The organism is Cesiribacter sp. SM1, assembly GCF_020178975.1.
In the GTDB taxonomy this organism is placed as follows: Bacteria; Bacteroidota; Bacteroidia; order Cytophagales; family Cyclobacteriaceae; genus Cesiribacter.
On record NZ_JAHXBU010000088.1, the window covers coordinates 185,373 to 202,559 of the forward strand.

At 46.6% G+C, this 17,187-nt stretch carries 11 protein-coding genes and 1 pseudogene; 4 read left to right on the forward strand and 8 right to left on the reverse strand.

Going from position 1 to position 17,187, the window contains the following annotated elements:
* Window positions 1-64: 64 nt before the first annotated feature.
* Both KWJ01_RS14615 and KWJ01_RS14620 read left to right on the forward strand, forming a co-directional pair.
* A complete protein-coding gene (locus tag KWJ01_RS14615; protein ID WP_370634725.1) occupies window positions 65-1,753 on the forward strand; it encodes an alpha-amylase family protein in 1,689 nt (562 codons plus the stop codon).
* Between the two features lie 192 nt (window positions 1,754-1,945).
* Complete coding sequence (locus KWJ01_RS14620) at window positions 1,946-2,482, forward strand: dihydrofolate reductase family protein (protein ID WP_224997316.1); 537 nt, start codon at window positions 1,946-1,948, stop codon at window positions 2,480-2,482.
* A 111-nt stretch (window positions 2,483-2,593) separates the two neighbouring features.
* Here KWJ01_RS14620 and KWJ01_RS14625 read toward each other — a convergent pair whose 3' ends face one another.
* The 7 genes and pseudogenes from KWJ01_RS14625 to KWJ01_RS14655 all read right to left on the reverse strand — a co-directional run bounded on the left by KWJ01_RS14625 (window position 2,594) and on the right by KWJ01_RS14655 (window position 12,935).
* Complete coding sequence (locus KWJ01_RS14625) at window positions 2,594-3,538, reverse strand: hypothetical protein (protein WP_224997317.1); 945 nt, start codon at window positions 3,536-3,538, stop codon at window positions 2,594-2,596.
* A gap of 53 nt (window positions 3,539-3,591) precedes the next feature.
* A complete protein-coding gene (locus tag KWJ01_RS14630) occupies window positions 3,592-4,089 on the reverse strand; it encodes a flavodoxin domain-containing protein (RefSeq protein WP_224997318.1) in 498 nt (165 codons plus the stop codon).
* Window positions 4,090-4,217: 128 nt separating this feature from the next.
* A pseudogene (gene pckA / locus KWJ01_RS14635) lies at window positions 4,218-5,843 on the reverse strand (phosphoenolpyruvate carboxykinase (ATP)).
* A gap of 145 nt (window positions 5,844-5,988) precedes the next feature.
* Window positions 5,989-7,314 (reverse strand): porin, encoded by a 1,326-nt coding sequence (locus KWJ01_RS14640; protein WP_224997319.1) that lies wholly within the window; start codon window positions 7,312-7,314, stop codon window positions 5,989-5,991.
* An 18-nt stretch (window positions 7,315-7,332) separates the two neighbouring features.
* The gene (locus KWJ01_RS14645; protein ID WP_224997320.1) at window positions 7,333-8,820 is read right to left on the reverse strand and encodes a DASS family sodium-coupled anion symporter; all 1,488 of its coding nucleotides are present in this window, start codon (window positions 8,818-8,820) and stop codon (window positions 7,333-7,335) included.
* A 55-nt stretch (window positions 8,821-8,875) separates the two neighbouring features.
* A complete protein-coding gene (locus tag KWJ01_RS14650; RefSeq protein ID WP_224997321.1) occupies window positions 8,876-9,652 on the reverse strand; it encodes a universal stress protein in 777 nt (258 codons plus the stop codon).
* A 517-nt stretch (window positions 9,653-10,169) separates the two neighbouring features.
* On the reverse strand, window positions 10,170-12,935 hold the full coding sequence (locus tag KWJ01_RS14655) for a T9SS type A sorting domain-containing protein (protein ID WP_224997322.1): 2,766 nt from the start codon (window positions 12,933-12,935) through the stop codon (window positions 10,170-10,172).
* A gap of 963 nt (window positions 12,936-13,898) precedes the next feature.
* On the opposite strand from KWJ01_RS14655, the gene KWJ01_RS14660 reads away from it, so the two are divergent.
* Window positions 13,899-14,294 carry a hypothetical protein gene (locus tag KWJ01_RS14660; RefSeq protein WP_224997323.1) on the forward strand — a complete coding sequence of 132 codons (396 nt, stop codon included), beginning with the start codon at window positions 13,899-13,901 and terminating at the stop codon, window positions 14,292-14,294.
* Window positions 14,295-14,312: 18 nt separating this feature from the next.
* On the opposite strand, the gene KWJ01_RS14665 is transcribed toward KWJ01_RS14660, so the two are convergent.
* A complete protein-coding gene (locus KWJ01_RS14665; protein WP_224997324.1) occupies window positions 14,313-15,857 on the reverse strand; it encodes a hypothetical protein in 1,545 nt (514 codons plus the stop codon).
* A 162-nt stretch (window positions 15,858-16,019) separates the two neighbouring features.
* Between KWJ01_RS14665 and KWJ01_RS14670 the strand changes: the two genes are divergently transcribed.
* On the forward strand, window positions 16,020-17,183 hold the full coding sequence (locus KWJ01_RS14670) for a 2-isopropylmalate synthase (RefSeq protein WP_224997325.1): 1,164 nt from the start codon (window positions 16,020-16,022) through the stop codon (window positions 17,181-17,183).
* Window positions 17,184-17,187 lie beyond the last annotated feature (4 nt).

The window sequence follows — 17,187 nt, forward strand, 5'->3', positions numbered from 1 at the left end:
GCATATGAATACTTAACCAATGATCAATCCCTCTTTTCCATTACTTATCCTTTTATTATTATGCTTGAATACCGGTCTTTACCAGGCATATGCGCAGCCAGTACAGAGAACGGTTTATTTTGTGCAGCCTGAATATTTATGGTACAAAGGCTCCATCATTTACAATGTAGACATAGATGCCTTCAAGGATTCTGATGGTGACGGCGTTGGAGATTTTCAGGGCATCATAAAAAAGCTGGACTACCTGGAATGGCTGGGTATTGATGCTATCTGGCTGGCGCCGTTTCAGCCCTCACCCATGCAGGATAACGGTTATGATGTTAGCGATTATTATGGCATTAACCCGCTTTTTGGCGATGGCGGCGATTTTTCAGAATTTATGTATGAGGCTGAAAAGCGTGGCATCAGGGTAATTACGGATTTGGTAATCAACCACACTTCCAAAGAACATCCCTGGTTTCAGCAGGCAAGAAGGGATAAAAGTTCTGAATACCGCGACTGGTACGTGTGGTCGGAGGAGAGGCCAGCTGACTGGAACAAAGGCATGGTTTTTCCGGGAGTACAGGAAGAGACCTGGACCTATGATGAAAAAGCAGGAGCATACTATTTCCACCGGTTTTACAAGTTTCAGCCAGACCTGAATATGAGGAATCCGGAGGTACGGGCAGAAATCAGTAGAATCATTGGCTATTGGCTTCGTATGGGGGTAGATGGTTTTCGGTTGGATGCAGTGCCCTTTATCCTTGAAGATCCTTTTTCAGACCTTGAAGATCCGGAACATGATTTTGGATTGTTAACCGACATTCGCAGCCTGGTACAGTGGCGCAAGGGCGATGCCATTATACTTGGCGAGGCCAATGTATTACCGGAAGAAAATCAGAAGTATTTTGGTGATGAGGCCAATGGTATGCACCTGATGTTTAACTTTTTTGCGAACCAGCACCTTTTTTATGCGCTTGCAACTACAGAACTGCAGCCTTTGAAATCATCTCTGGAAGAAACAAGAGACATTCCAAAAGTTGCACAGTGGGCGCATTTTCTAAGAAATCATGACGAACTGGACCTGGGCAGGCTTACAGAAGAACAGCGAAACAAAGTGTACGAAGCCTTTGGACCCAATGAAAATATGCAGCTTTACAACAGGGGCATACGCAGGCGTCTTGCCCCAATGCTGGGCAACCGTAAACAGTTAGAGATGGCTTACAGCCTGCTTTTTTCATTGCCGGGTACACCTGTGATTCGCTATGGAGATGAAATCGGGATGGGTGATGACCTAAGCCTTGAGCAAAGAGAAGCAGTGCGAACCCCTATGCAGTGGTCTGACGAGAAGAATGCAGGTTTTTCCAGGGCAGACAGTACCATACGGCCAGTGATAGATAGCGGACCATACGCCTATCAGCAGGTGAATGTAGCAGCACAGAAGCGCGACCCCAACTCCCTGCTGAACTGGACAGCCCGCATCATCAGGTTGCGGAAGGAGAATCCTGAAATTGGATTAGGAGATTGGGAAATACTGGATGTTGGTTCTCCTGATGTTCTTGCCATCCAGTATCAAGGGGAGGGCAGATCGCTTATAGTGCTGCACAACTTTAGCCCCGCGCCGAAGCAAATTCAGCTGAAGGGAAATTTTGATACAGATGAGATGATCAACCTCCTGACTGACGATGAAGCCAACAAATTTAAGAAGGGCAAACGCCAGATAACAATCAATGGCTTTGGTTACCAGTGGTACAGAATACAAAATGACGAATAATAAAAGAAAAGCCATTGAAGGTAAGTGACTTATTTTCAGTTGCTTATTTGATATGTGAGGCTGGTGGATATAATATTCCGGGCTGCTGTTTTTGTGCTGCGTCCTACAAAGCAGGCACCTGCATAATATTTTTATGGGGGACAATATTAATTATCACTGACTATTATTAATTTTTTCAAAAAAAATAAGGTCATGAATAGGCAGGTAATATTGTACATAGCCATGAGCCTCGACGGCTATATTGCAAAAGAAGATGATAATCTTGATTTCCTTTCAGTAGTGGAAAAGGAAGGAGAAGACTATGGCTATACTGCTTTTCAGCAGGAAGTAGATACCCTGATATGGGGTAGAAGAACCTATGATAAGGTGCTGTCTTTTGGTATTGATTTTCCGCATAAGGATAAAAAGTGTTATGTACTATCAGGCAGCAAAACCGGCAGTGATGAAAATGTAGAGTTTTTTGGCGGGGATGTAAGGGAACTGATTGCCCAGATTCGCAGCCAGGAAGGAAAGCATATCTATTGCGATGGTGGAGCAGGGGTAGTGTATGAGCTGCTAAAGTATGGTCTTATCGATAGAATGATCATTTCTGTAATTCCGCACCTGCTGGGCAGTGGCATTCGTTTGTTCAAAGACGGGAGGCCCGAACAGCATTTAAAATTTCGCAGCAGCACCACTTTTCCCACCGGTCTCGTTCAGCTTTGGTACGATAATCAGCCGGAGCAGTAAAGTTGTTGCCCGTTAGTATGGGTGATTGTGCAGAAAGCCCCGGCTGGTATGCCGGGGCTACATTTTCAGTCATGAGCGAGCCTTGACTGAGTTTTATGAACTGCAGAGATACTAGTCGGTGAATATATAGATGCTGCTTTTCCTTTCTTCAAGTACTACCCAGGGATTGGTGGTGCAAACCGGCACAGGGCTCTTTTCTATACAGCTGCGCAATACCAGCAGTGTGCATGCAACAGCCGCAATATTAAAGAGCGGAATGATAAGCATTACCGGCAGGCTTACAGCAGTTCCCACCATTACCATGGCAACAACTTTAGCTGTAAGGGCCGTCATCATCAGGGAAAGAAATACCAGGTACACCGGAGCCAGCAGGTAACCGAACGCTTTTTTGCGTATTAGCAACAGCCCCGAAATAATGGCAGCTGGTAGCAGTATGGCTAAATCCAGGGCCTGTACCACCAGGGTGGTGTAATGCTGCAGCTCTGGCGGGTATATACTTCCATCCAGCAGTGGCGCCACTATTCTGCTTAGCCACAAAGCAGCAATTGCAAATGCACTGATCAGCAGAAAGCCACCTGCTGGTTTAAAGGGCAGCTGTTTGGTAAAATGATAATGCAGCTTCTTAACATTGAAAGACAGCATGCTAAGCGTAAACGCAAAAAAGCTTAAGGAAGCAAGCGCTACATAGAGCAGGAACAGTTGGTTATAAGTACTCATCAGCAGATAGAATACATAGGTAACCATAAAATAAGCAAGGGTGCCGCTAAGTAAAATTCTGCCTTTTTTAGAGCCACTTCTGGCCATCCGCAGAGAGGCGAGCAGCAAAGGAATGCCCAGCAGGAGTGTTACCACATCCTGCGCAATACCCTGGGGAGCCAGCTCTGCGGACATATGCTGATAAATGCCCTTTCCCCATAGGGTAACAGACTGTCCGTGAATGGTAGTAAACTCATACGAACCAAACCCCCCGCTGGAGAATATGCCCATGGTTGCTGCCCCAAGCGACAATACTGCAATACTTATTGCAAGTGGAGTGATTGTTTTGATATTTTTCATGACCCTGACAAGCTTTGGTTTGATATTAGTACATCAGTATTTTTGCTGTAAAATCATTGTGTTATGCCTTCTTCAACTAACTCCAGTTCCTGCAGGAACCTGTCGATGGAGGCATAGTGGATTCTGGAAATACTTTCATGAGTTTTGGCTACTACGTTCACCATCAGCTTTTCCAGGAAGTTCATTTTTTCGAATTTAAACTCACCACCCATATAGCCGTGTGCCTTGCTATGGGTTCTTAGTGCTGCTGGATATGCTCTTTCAAATTGTATCTTCTGGTTCTCTGCCAGCATGCAACAGATAAACAGCCCCACCTCTTTTTCCAGTAGTACCTCCAGGTTCTTCTCGCAGAAGCGTTTTATTTTGTTCTGGATCATTCCAACATGGATTGAGCCGCCTATGATGACCAGATCGTAGGGTGCAATATCAGGTTTGGGCGTTTCTCCAAGATCAAATACACTTACCTGGTGCTGCTCCAGCTTTTGTGCAAGCAGCCTGGCCACCTTTTCTGTGGTGCCATGATGGGTGCAGTATACGATGGCTACTTTCATTTATGCTCTGTTAGTAATACAAGCCTACTGCCTTTATGTATCAGACCTGCTAAACCCTTAGGAGAAGCAGGGGTGTGGAGTAAAGAACCTGGCAGGAAGTCCCGCCAGGTTCTCTCAACATACAATCACTAAACACCCACAAAACTATCGGAGGCAAGCTGGGGTGAGCCAGCCATAATTTCTTGGTTGGCATAATCTTCGTACTTGCCGAAGTTTTTAATAAACAGGCCGGCAAGTTTGTCGAGTGTGAGGTCGTAGAGTTCTACATCCTTCCAGGTATGCCGTGGGTTCAGAATTTCTTCTGGCACGCCGGGGCAGCTCAGGGGATACTCCAGGTTAAATACAGGCAGGCTAGCATACACTACCTCATCCAGCTCGCCGCGGAGTGCTGCGCTTATGAGGTTACGGGTATACCTTAACGAAATGCGTTTACCGACTCCGTAGGGGCCACCAGTCCAGCCGGTGTTTACCAGCCAGATATTTACTTTATGCACCCTTATTTTTTCGCCCAGCAGCTCTGCATATTTAGTAGGGTGCAATGGCATAAACGGTGCACCAAAGCAGGCAGAGAATACACTTACCGGTTCTGTAATACCTACCTCTGTACCGGCAACCCTTGCAGTGTAGCCACTGATAAAGTGGTACATGGCCTGGTTGCTGTTAAGCCTGGAGATAGGAGGCAGTACGCCATAGGCATCGCAGGTAAGGAAGAAAATATTTTTAGGATGCTAACCCACTGAAGGAATCACAGCACCGGGAATATAGTGCAGCGGGTAAGATACCCGGGTGTTTTCTGTTACCTGTTTGTTTGTAAAATCTACAGTGGTAGTGCCGGGGAAGAAACGGGTGTTTTCCAGAATTGCACCGAATTTAATGGCACTGTAGATTTGTGGTTCATTCTGCTCATCAAGGTTGATTACCTTGGCGTAGCAGCCACCTTCAAAGTTAAAGATGCCTTTGTCGGTCCAGCCGTGCTCGTCGTCACCAATAAGTCTTCTTTGCGGGTCGGCAGAAAGGGTGGTTTTACCGGTACCGGAAAGACCGAAGAAAATAGCAGTGTCGCCCTCATTGCCCATGTTGGCGCTGCAGTGCATGGGAAGTACATGCCGCTGATCGGGCAGCAGGAAGTTTAGCACGCTGAAGATACCTTTTTTGGTTTCGCCGGTGTAGCCGGTGCCACCTACCAGTATAATGCGTTTGCTGAAGTTGATGATGGCGAAATTTTTGGATCGGAGGCCGTCTATTGCCGGATCTGCCTCAAATTCCGGTACGGCAATTACAGTAAAATCAGGTGTAAATAGTTTCAGCTCCTCCTGCGATGGGCGGATAAACATGTTATAGCAGAACAGGTTGTGCCAGGCCTGTGAGTCGATGATGCGTACTTTCAGGCGGTAATCCTCATCGGCACCGGCAAAGGCATCGCGTATGTAGAGCTTTTTATAGGTGAGGCTGTCTATTACCCTTTTATAGAGTGCATCGAAATGCTCCTGGTCGTAGGCAATATTAATATCACCCCACCATACCTTATCTTTTGTAAGCTCATCTTTGATGATGTAACGATCTTTTGGAGAACGTCCTGTAAACTTGCCGGTATCGCACATGAGTGCACCGGTATCGGTAAGCTGTCCATCGCCATTCCGGATAGCCTCGGCCACCAGTTCTGCAGGTGTAAGGTTCCACATTACTCCTTTGGCGTTGGATAATCCAAGCGCAGCAAGCCCCTGGAAGATCGATTGTAAATTTGACTTTCTCATGACTGAAAAATGTTAGAAGAATTATAGAGGAAGGCTTTTTGAGAGGCCTTTTTAAATCTTTTAGAACAAGAGTTTCTTTTTTGCCCTGTGCAGCCAAAGTTGCCTGCAGTTTTTAAGCTTCTATGGTTTTAAGGCTGCCACTGCTTTAGCTGCCAAACAGGATCTGGTACTGCATTACCAGCATGTTTTTCCTTTCTTCTTCGGTTACCAGGTGTTCTGACTTCTTAAACAGTGGCCTGCTCTGGTACCCGAGGGTAATCTTGGAGCGCTGGCCGTTTAAGAAGTAGCTGAGGCCTGCGTTGCACAGCAGAACCGGATCGCTCAGGGCTTCAAACCTGGCATATTCAAAGGATGAATAGGCCTGGATCTGGTGCTTGTTCTCCTGGTCTACCGGCCGTATATAACCCAGCTGCAGGTACCAGATATGGCCTGTTCCCACAACAGGGGTATTGTTGCCTCTGCCATTTACCCAATCTGTGGCCATGCCTCCGTTCGCCGGATTGTTTGCTCCCATATAGCGCACAAAGCGTGGCCCGAACTGGTGGTTGATGTATGCCAGGTAGGCGTTGACTCCCCGGTTATTTGCCAGTGGCTTTTCATAAAACAAGTCTGCCGCTACCGATCTGGCCCCATAATAGGTAGTGTCTCCATTGTTTAGCGACCAGCTGGTATTGGGCTGCTGCAGGGTGCCCACACCGAGGTTAAGGATATGCTTCTTACCCAGGTAAGTGCCGGGTGCATAGGGAATCAGTTGCGCTTCGTGCTCCAGGAACTGGTATTTTACATAGCTGGAAAACTGGTAACCGGGCTGCCTGTCCGATAAACTGGCATTTTCTCCAATGGTCTGTTGCCCGGTATTGCTGTAGTAGGAGGGCTTTGCCAGTGAAAGCCTGTAGTCGAGCCCGCCCCAGGTACCCCTGGCATAAACTCCCATTCTGCGCAAAACATCATCATAAATGTTTACAAAGGGAGCGGCTACAAAATCAATGTCGTAGGCCAGTGCCTGGGTGGTGCTTGGAGCTGCATACCTGGCCAGTCCCGCCCAGGCTTGCTTACCGGCCCCCACGGCCAAATGCTCATTGATATGGTAATCGATATAGGCATCCAGCAGGTGAGGCATGCTGTTGTTAGATGCATAGTAGTTAACATCGTTATTGCCAAATTCTATGGTATACCTGATCTGCTCGGTGACTTTACCACTGAACTTTAAGCGGTACCTCCTGATAGACATATCCCAGATTTCTGATCTTGCTTCCTGATGTACCAGTGATCCGGGATTAAGTTCTGTATATCGAAGCCAGAACTGCATGCTGCCGCTCACATTCACCAGCTTTTCCTTTGCACTGTCTTTCGTAAGCATTACAGCCTCCTGTCCAAAGGCTGCAGGCGCCCACAGCACTGCTACCAGGGCAACTGCCCCTGCTATGATCGTGTAAACTGTTATTGCAATATGTGTAAGGAGAGTTTTCATCTTTATAGGATGCAGTTGCTAAATCACGCCCAGGTTACGGTAGATCACCAGCATCACAAACAGGAGGGCTAAGCCTATGATGCCTACGCACAATCCAATTCTGGCAAGTTGTTTAGTGGCAATCAGGCCGGTGCCGTAAGCAAGTGCATTGGGTGGAGAACTAATAGGCAGACACATACCCAGCGAAATAGCCAGTGTAGCACTCAGGATCAGCAAGCCCCCGGCATCATTACTTATGAATACCGGTACAGAGGTACCAATCACTGCAATCATCGGAATCAGCAGGTTGGCTGTTGCTGTGTGAGACATAAAGTTCGCGATGAGTACACCAATGCCTGCAGCAATCAGGAATATAACAAGTAACGGCAGGGAATCGAATGGAATGTTACCTATCAGCACATTTGCCAGACCGGTTTTTGTTAAAGCCTGGCCAAGTGCTATACCACCGGCAACGAGCCACAGCACATCCCAGCTAATATACTTCAAGTCATCTTTGCTGATTATATTCAGGCAGAGGAACACAATGATGGGCAACATGGCCACAACATAAGAGTTCATGCCATGAATAAAGTCGGTAAGCCACAAAAGCACTGTAATACCGAAGGTTGCATAAATAGTGATGATTTTGAAATTCTGCTTTGCACCTGTTTCTTTTACACTTAGCTTCAGGCTTTTGGTAGAGGTGGGGAACATCCGGCTAAGAATGAACCAGGAGATCAGGATCATCACAATTACATAGGGTACGCCTATGAGCATCCATTTGCTGAAGGTAATGGCATGATCTCCACTAAGGTATTTCAGGGCAATGGCATTGGGGGGTGTGCCGATGGGAGTGCCAATGCCACCCAGGTTAGCTGCTATAGGAACACTAAGTACAAAACCTATTTTACCTTTGTCATCCGCATCCATAGAAGCCAGCACAGGAATAAGGATGGAGAGCATCATGGCCGTGGTGGCAGTGTTGCTCATGAACATGGAGAAAGTAGCTGTAATGCTCATAATGCCCAGCATTACCCAGCGGGGATTGGTACCAAAGGGTTTGATGAACGCACCGGCCATTTGATGATCGAGCCCATATTTTGTGGCAGCAATAGCCAGGAAAAAGCCACCCAGGAACAGGATGACGATAGGGGAGGCCAGGGTGCCCATAATCTCCTGATAGCTCATCAAAGTCCCAAAGGAGGTTGCATCCTGTCCGCTGAGGGCAAAAGATACAGCGCTGTCTGACAGCATTACCAGCTCCAGGAATATCACCAGCATGGAGGTGGCAAAAATAGGAATGGGCTCAAAGATCCAGAACAGGGCTGCCATGCTAAAAATAGCAATAGACCTGTGCTGAACCGTTGTGAGCCCCTCCAGTGGAATCCACTCCCTTGGTATTGAAATAATGATCAGAGGAATAATAAGACATCCCAGAACTCTGCCTACATCAGCATGGCTGGTAAAGCTTTTGCTGATGTAGTTGAAAGTTCTGTGTAAATAGTTGAATCTTACTGGAATAAACATGGCTAAAGGTACTTAACAGCTTGGTTGAATAGATACAGAAAATGTAAAGCAATAGTCAGCAGAGGATAAGTACAGGGATCTGGGCATGGGCGGTAAGCCTGGCAACCAAGCGGCCTTCTGACTCCAGCTGATTGCTGCCGTGATCGCGGGAGAGGATCACCAGCAGGTCAATTTTATTATCCTTCAGGTAGTTGTTGATGGCAAACTCCATATCATCGCTGGTCAGGTACACCCATTCGTGCTCTATGCTCTCCAGGAAATACTCCAGGCTGCTTTCAGATTCATCAACGGGTACCAGCTTTTCTACCTTTTTCTGGTTTACATGCAGCACATATACTTTTGCCCTGAACTCGAGTGCAAACTCCCAGAGAGGCTTGAACACAAATGATTCGCGAATAGGTTTGTAATCATTTGCGTAGGCAATTTTCCTGATACGCCTGTTGTTAAAATGTTCAGGAACAACAATAACCGGGCAGTATACTGAGCGGGTAAGCGCAGATGCCAGCGACAGATCAGACTTACGGTTTTCTTTTGTGCCCATGATAATGAGCTCTGCCTCGAACAGCTCGGCAGCATGCACCAGCTCAGATAAAAGCTCTCCGTTCATCATCACAAAATCATAGTAAAAGGAGACATCTTTAAGGCTGCTGGCTTCAAAAGCCTTAAATAACTTTTTGATCACGGCTTCCTCCATTTTTGAATGTGGAGTGTTTACATACACTAAAACGACCTCTGCCAGATGTTTCTCCAGAATACTATTGGCATAGCGAACAGCATTCACAGCCACTGGAGAAAAATCTATCGGTATCAGAATTTTGCGTAGATTTTTCATGGCTTTAAATTTTAGTGGTTGTTCTTTATGTATCAAAACTATCAGCAGGCCGTGTAAGAAAACATGATGCGCGACACCTATTTTGATGATTGTTGTCAAGTTGAAAAAAGTCAAAAGAATGTTGCAACTATGGCTTTTCAAGGCATTTACATCCTTTTATTGTCTAATCTTCAATCAACCCTAGGAGCAGGGTTCAGTCGTTTGCGAAAGGTAAAGTGCAGGTAAGACTGGTGTAATATGCGGCTAATGTTTGCAGTATTTCTGTTGGCAGTCAGTTTGTTGAGATTTGTCAGCTTTGGATCTGATAGCAGCTTTGCCTAAGTGGATCATGTATAGATCATGGATAACAGGCTGCCCTTTCCATACACCATCTCATAAAATGAGGGCATTCCGGCAGGAAAATAGATTCCCGGCTGGATGCCCTCTTGTTGATTTATAGTAAAGTAGCAGGCTATCTGACAGATATATGCCCTTTTACATTATTCCTGTCTGTTGATGCAGGATCTTTCAGCTCATACTACTGAACCACTACCCGCTTATTTACATAGTACTGTGAGTTAACAATTTTAATCAGGTACATGCCTGCTGCCAGTTGTTTGTGAACTGTTGTAGTGCCAGCAGGTTTAGCAGCCTGTTTGTGTATTAATTTCCCCGCAAGGTCGTACACCTCAATTCCTGCATCCTTCATAGAAGCCGGCACCACTACAGTAAACCTGCCTTCCGTACTTGGATTAGGATAAACGAGCACCTGGCGGTCTATTTCCGGATCTGAAACTGCGGTAACCTCCTTGAAAAGAATGCTGAAGGTGCGAACACTCTGAGTACCACATTCATTGGTGTAGGTAACAACATAGTTGCCTTCCTGTTCTCTGCTCTGGAGATCTATCGTGATCGTGGCAGTGTTTGCTGTAAAATTCTGTGGGCCACGCCAGCGCCAGCTTCCTTCTTCGCTGTTTACTGTGCGCGGATCCAGGACAACCATGTCACCTGTCTGCAGCTCTGCATCCAGGCGCTGTTCCCATGTGCCACTGTTGATCTGGATGTGGGGATCCAGGACTGCAGCGGGGCAACTGGCTGCATCAGCCGGTTCACCATATACAATTCCTCTGCCGGCAGTGCTCATATACACCCTTCCGGCAACATTCATATCTCCTACCACAAACTGACCATTCCCAGGGCCACCATACTCATGCTCATCATCATTCACTCTTAGCCAGCTGGTTCCCTGGTCAGTTGATTTAAACAGGCCGGTGGTGCCATTAACAGTTCCCCAGATAAACAGGGTAGGGTAGTTGCTCCCTTCTGCTGCTTTACCCAAACCAACTGCTGAGCTTGCGCTAACACCATTTACTTTGGTGAAGGACACACCAGCATTGGTAGAGCGGCTCAAACCACCGCCACCCAGCGCAACCCAAAGGTGCCCCTCCAGCCCCGGGGTGGTGCGTATGATTTTAGAACCGTTGCTTCCTACCATACCGGCTGCGGAAAAAGAAGCGCCTCCATTTTTACTAACCATCATTCTGCCGGTGCCAGGATTGTAAACATAAAATTTCGCAGGATCTACCGGGTCTGCTACTGGTACAGCCTCTTTTACATTGAGACCTGTTACAGCAGTCCAGCTGCTGCCCCTGTCGGAAGAGCGGTAGGTGGTACTTGAACCTTCGGGGCTGTGCAGGAAAATATTGCCATCGGCAGAAACGGCAACCTGGCCTTTTTTGCCTTCGCTGGTGGCCTCTTTCCAGCTTATGCCCATATCGGTAGAGTAATATATTTTGTCTCCGGCACGCAGCAGTACATCAGGGTTTTGGGCAGCGTAAGCCAGGCCGGTGGTAGTGCCCATTTGCGGGTTATGAATTGGCGCATACTGGCTTACATCTGTATGCCAGAATCCGTCATAATCGCCAATTACTGAAACAACAGGTCCATCCGGAATACTAATCAGGTTCAGGGGCACGGTTTCTTCCAGCCCTCGTACCGTAAAATTCCATACACTTGGGTTGGCCTCTATATCTTCGGTCATAAAAATACCATTGCCGGAGGTTACCCACACTTTTTGTGTATCGAAAGGATCAAACTCGATAGAACCTGCCCAGTGTATGGCATGGCCCTGTACCCAGGTAATACCATTGGGGTCCATTCTAAAACCTCTGCCGATTATGTCTGTCCAGTTGCGGCCGCCATCGGTGCTAAGGAAAATCCTGTCGCCCCACGAATTTTCCTGCTGCATATAGGTGTTGATGGTAGAGGCAACCAGCCTGTTCGGGTTGCCAGGATCTATACTGATTCCCCCAAACGCACGACTAATGCCGGAAGGAGTAATATTTGTCCAGGCTTCAGTCTGGGTGTTATATTTCCAGATCTGGCCCCTGTCCATTGGTTCTGGCACAGCCCAGTGACCATGCGGGCCTGCACCATTGCCATAGGTAATATAAAGGTTGCCATCCTGGGCCAGCTTTGCCCTGTGAGGCATGTAGGTAGTGGGGGCTCCGGCAACAGGGCTAAAGGTAGCACCGCCATCATCACTCCTGTAAAGGTTGGCTGATCCGCTGCGCGACACACCAACAAACATGGTTTGTGTTGCAGTACCCGCTGTACCTGTTGCAGGATCCATTACAACGAAGCTGATCCCATTCTCGTTTGGTGTGGTGCTAACCTCCAGGCTGTTTAATTTGCTCCAGCTAAGGCCTTCATCAGTACTTTTAAAGAGCCCATTCCAGCGTGTACCGCTAAAGAGTATGTTGCTGTTGTTGGGGTCTACCACCAGTTTTTCGCCAGTCTGGCGGCCCATGCCATTGCCATGAGCTTTAAACTGGCCGGTTACATTGATTATGGAAAAGGTATTTCCATAATCATCTGAGCGTAAAATTGCAGTTTTGCCCCCGTTGAAATAGGAGATCCCCACCAGCATATATACCCTGCCGGGATTTTTCTCGTCTATTGCCAGTGATTCTACACCCAGGTAACCAGTTTCATCTGCAGATACCCAGTCCAGTAGCGGAATCCACCTTCTGTTATCGGCATCCCATCGATAGGCCCCACCCACATCGGTGCGGGCGTACATCAGGCCCTCCTCTGTTTTGCTTGGTACGATTGCCGAAACAAAGCCCCCGCCCCCAATGGCTACATTTTTCCATTGATAGTCTTCAGCATGCTGTGCTTTTGCTCCAGGCAGTAACAGCCAAATGAACAGGAAACACAAGTAAAGGCAGGCATGTGACCTGTATCTGGTTGATAGTTTCAGGAACTGTCTTGGCTGAATGGCCTCTGGAGTAAATGGAGTCATGATCATTATAAAGAGATGATGGCTGGGTTTAGAAATCGATTGCGGTCAGATCAGGAAATTACTGCTGCAATCACTTCTTCACCAATCCTGGAGTTGTACACTAACAAAGTTATCTAATAGTAATCAGGTAATAGGTATTTAATGTTAATAAAGGGGGTGTTAATTGATAACCGGAGGTGCATTTTCTACACTGCTAAGCATTATGAGCATTATTTCTCCTGTCGCAAAGAAAAAGTTACCTGCCTTAACTTGTGTTTATGCAGGAGGTCTTGCTGTGTTTGGTAAATGCGGCTAAAGGTTGGGGTGAATCTATTTATCAGTAACATATCTGTATAAAGCTAATGGGTAAGAGGTTTTAAATAGCTTTTAACCAATGTTTAGATCTGGCAGCCATGGCTTTATCTTTAACTAAAGCTGATGAAGCTCCGTATTTAAAATAAGGAAGCTAGTTTAATTATGTACCACTACAGTATTGCTGGCGGTGCTTAGTTAAAAATTTCATATAATGCTTTTTCTTTCTGGTTACGGAAAATAAGTAAGGGGTCTTTATCAGAAGATCGTATGTGCTTCTGGCTTCTACCCCCAGGCAAAGGTTAACAGGATTAAAAGAATTTTATGGTTGATTTTGAAACAAAGTGCTATGAAAATGACTGGATGTATCTTCTGAAAACATCTTATCTGGAGCGGAATATTGAACGTTGTTAGTATAAATTCAACAATAAAAGACTTATTATCAATAATGTAGCCGACAGGCAAAAGGTAAGGAGGTATGCCGATAAAGCTGTTGCAGATAACATCATTGATGAATATGCCTTTGCTGAAGACTATGCACAAAAAGTACTGGAGCACTTCGGAATCAATAAAGAATCCTTCAAGGGGGGCTATTATTACTCTATAGCCGAACTAACGGGCATATACCTTTGCAGGAGCCCTTACCTGCTGCACTTCTCCAGCGATGCCTATATGGGTAAAAATAGCGCTAACTGGATACAACAGGCACTTGAAAAACTGGAGAAGCACGAAGATGTGGTGGTGGCAAACCCTACCTGGAATAGTAAATTTGAGCAGGCAAAGGAAGAAAGCCACGATGAGACCAGTAACTTCTACATTGGCTATGGTTTTTCTGACCAGTGCTACCTGGTGCAAACTGATTTATTCAAAAAGGGAATATACAATACCCGGCATGAAGATTCGGAACGTTACCCCTCGTATGGTGGCGAATTGTTTGAGAAAAGAGTAGACAGCTTTATGCGAAACAACAACCTAAAACGCATCACCCACAAACAGGCCTACTACCGCCACCATAATTTCCCTAAAAAGGGCATAGGGCGCTTGCTTCGGTACCTGCGCCCCATGTGATTTTACGAGGGGCAGCGCTTACTTCATTAGCTTAAACTTTCGCTGCATGATAGCCTGAACGGGGATATTCTCGATTTTACTCTCCAGCCAGGAAAGAATATCAAGGTACAGGAAAGGGCGCCGCTCAAAAGGATCTGCTGCTATTAGGGTAAGCTTTTCCTTAAGGGCAATAAATGCATCTTTGAGTTGATGGGGTTCTACATTGCCCAGGTTCCGCAAGAAGCGGAAAATCTCCACCTGCATTTGCTGCTGGTCGTTCATTTTACCCAAAAAATGGTAGGTAGACTTAATCTGGTATTCCAGCGCACGATCTTCGCCTGCCTCAAAGTGAGCAATCAGGTTCAGGATACGGGCAAAACACTGCAGGTCTTCGCGCAGGTTGGCTTCTTTAAACTGGATAATCTTGTTCAGGTACTGGATTGCCTTCTGGTAATCACCACTGCCAAAATAAAGGCTTGCAATCTTGTAGTAGAAAATCAGCTGCCAGTGCGGATCAAGCTGCGACTGAAATTGCCGCAGCTTTTCCAGTAATTCAGGGATCAGTTCGATACCATCTGTAAAGCGACCCTCCATGAAATAAGCATTAAGCTTGTTGGTCCAGGTGTAGAGGAAGAGCAGGGCTTCGGTATTAGGTGTGGTGCGGCGGCCTTCCTGCTGTGCAAAATCCTCCAGCTTTTTCAGCACTTCCATAAACCTGCTGTAGTACAACAGGTTGTAGAGAGCCGAGAGCAGGTTATGAATGCCCTTGATGTAGAGGGTGCTTTGCTTTTCCTTCATAGCCGGATTTTCTTCAAATAGATCCACCCATTTTTGAGCATAGCGGTAACAGGCCCGGAAATCGTGCACCAAGTAATAGTACCAGACATGGGCCTGGTAGTAGTTGAGCTTTTCAAAAAAACCGGCACTTTGCAGCTCTATCCTGGGCAGGTTTGCCTTGAAGTAGGCTTTTACCCGTTCATAATCATTTAAATTACGTGCATGCCCCACTTTGATATACAGGCCGTAAAGGCGCAGGGCTACATTCGATAGCTCGTGGATATGCGTTACGTGCTGTGCTACTGCAATGGCCTCGTTAGAAAGTGCTTCTGCCTTGCCCCGCAAACTGCGCGTGATGTACTGCGATTCAATCAGTTTTTCAAAATCCAGGGCCTCCAGCACAATATGTGGCAGATCTGCCTGCTGTGCAGTTGCCTTTACCTTCTCCAGCATTTTAAGGCTTTGCTGGTAAAAGCCTTTGTTGTACAGCACCCGGGCAAAATCGAGCTGCTCGTGCAGCTGTATATCCAGGTTCTGGTTGTTATGGTACAGGCGCAGGCTGGAGAGCAGCTGGCGGTAGAGATTGGCTTTAAGATTGGCCAGTTGCACTTTTTTTATAGCAGGTGCCTGCTGCAGAATTTTCTCCTCGTCGTAATGCTCCAGGCCGTCCAGTGCATCGAACAGCTGTATGAATTTAAGCCCCTCATTGGAGCCCTGGCGGTTGCTGAACAAGCGGAAATGCCTTTTTTCGGAGCGTGTTAACGACTTAACCAATTGAAATACCGGGTCTTGACTCTCGTTAGGCATTGTAGTAAGCTACTGTGTATATCACTGAATATTAGTACGTTATCTTTTAAACGCTCTAGTTTTGAAATAGTAGATGTTTGTAAAAAAGGTTTTTTCTGCCGCCCTTTTTTCCGGTAATTGTGGTACTAAATTAAGTTTTTTTCTGCCCTAAAGATCATAAAAATGTCGGTCAAAAAAATTCAAATCTTTGATACAACGTTGCGCGATGGTGAGCAAGTGCCTGGCTGTAAGTTAAATAAAGAGGAAAAACTTATCATTGCAAAACAACTTGAGCTATTGGGAGTAGATGTGATCGAAGCAGGCTTTCCCATTTCAAGTCCGGGTGATTTTGAAGCAGTAAAAGCTATTGCGGCTCAAACCAAAGAGGCTACAGTTTGTGGTCTTTCCAGGGCGGTAGAGCAGGACATCCGTACTGCGGCCGATGCCCTTGTTGGTGCCAGGAGGCCCCGCATACATACCGGCATTGGTACCTCAGACTCACACATACAATACAAGCTGCGCACAACACAGGAGAAGGTAATTGAGCGTGCCATTGCTGCTGTAAAGCTGGCTAAAAGCTTTGTGGAAGATGTTGAATTTTATGCCGAAGATGCCGGCCGTACCGATAATGAATTTCTGGCCAGGGTATGCGAAGCAGCCATTAAAGCAGGTGCTACGGTACTGAATATACCTGACACCACCGGTTACTGCCTGCCATCCGACTACGGAGCCAAGATCAAATACCTATACGAAAATGTAAAAGGGGTTGAGAAGGTGCGCCTTTCCACCCACTGCCACAACGATCTGGGCCTTGCCACCGCTAACTCAATTGCTGGTGCCATCAATGGTGCCCTGCAAATCGAATGTACCATCAATGGTGTAGGGGAGCGTGCAGGAAATACCGCCCTGGAAGAAGTAGTCATGATCATGCGTCAGCACCCGCACCTGGGCATCGATACTGGCATCAACACGAAACTTTTATCTGCTACCTCTGCGTTGGTTTCTGATATGATGCGCATGCCGGTACAGCCAAACAAGGCAATTGTAGGATCCAATGCTTTTTCTCACTCCAGCGGTATTCACCAGGATGGCGTGATCAAGCACCGTGAGACCTATGAGATTATAGACCCTCGTGATGTAGGTGTGAGCGATTCTTCTATTGTACTCACAGCACGTTCGGGCCGGGCAGCTTTAGCTTACCGTTTACAGAAAATTGGTTACGATTTTGATAAATTTGCGCTGGATAAAGCATACGCTTCTTTTCTGCAGCTGGCAGACCGCAAAAAAGAAGTAGTGGACGAAGATTTACATCAGTTGGTAGAGCAAGCAAATTTAGTTTCTGCTTAACACT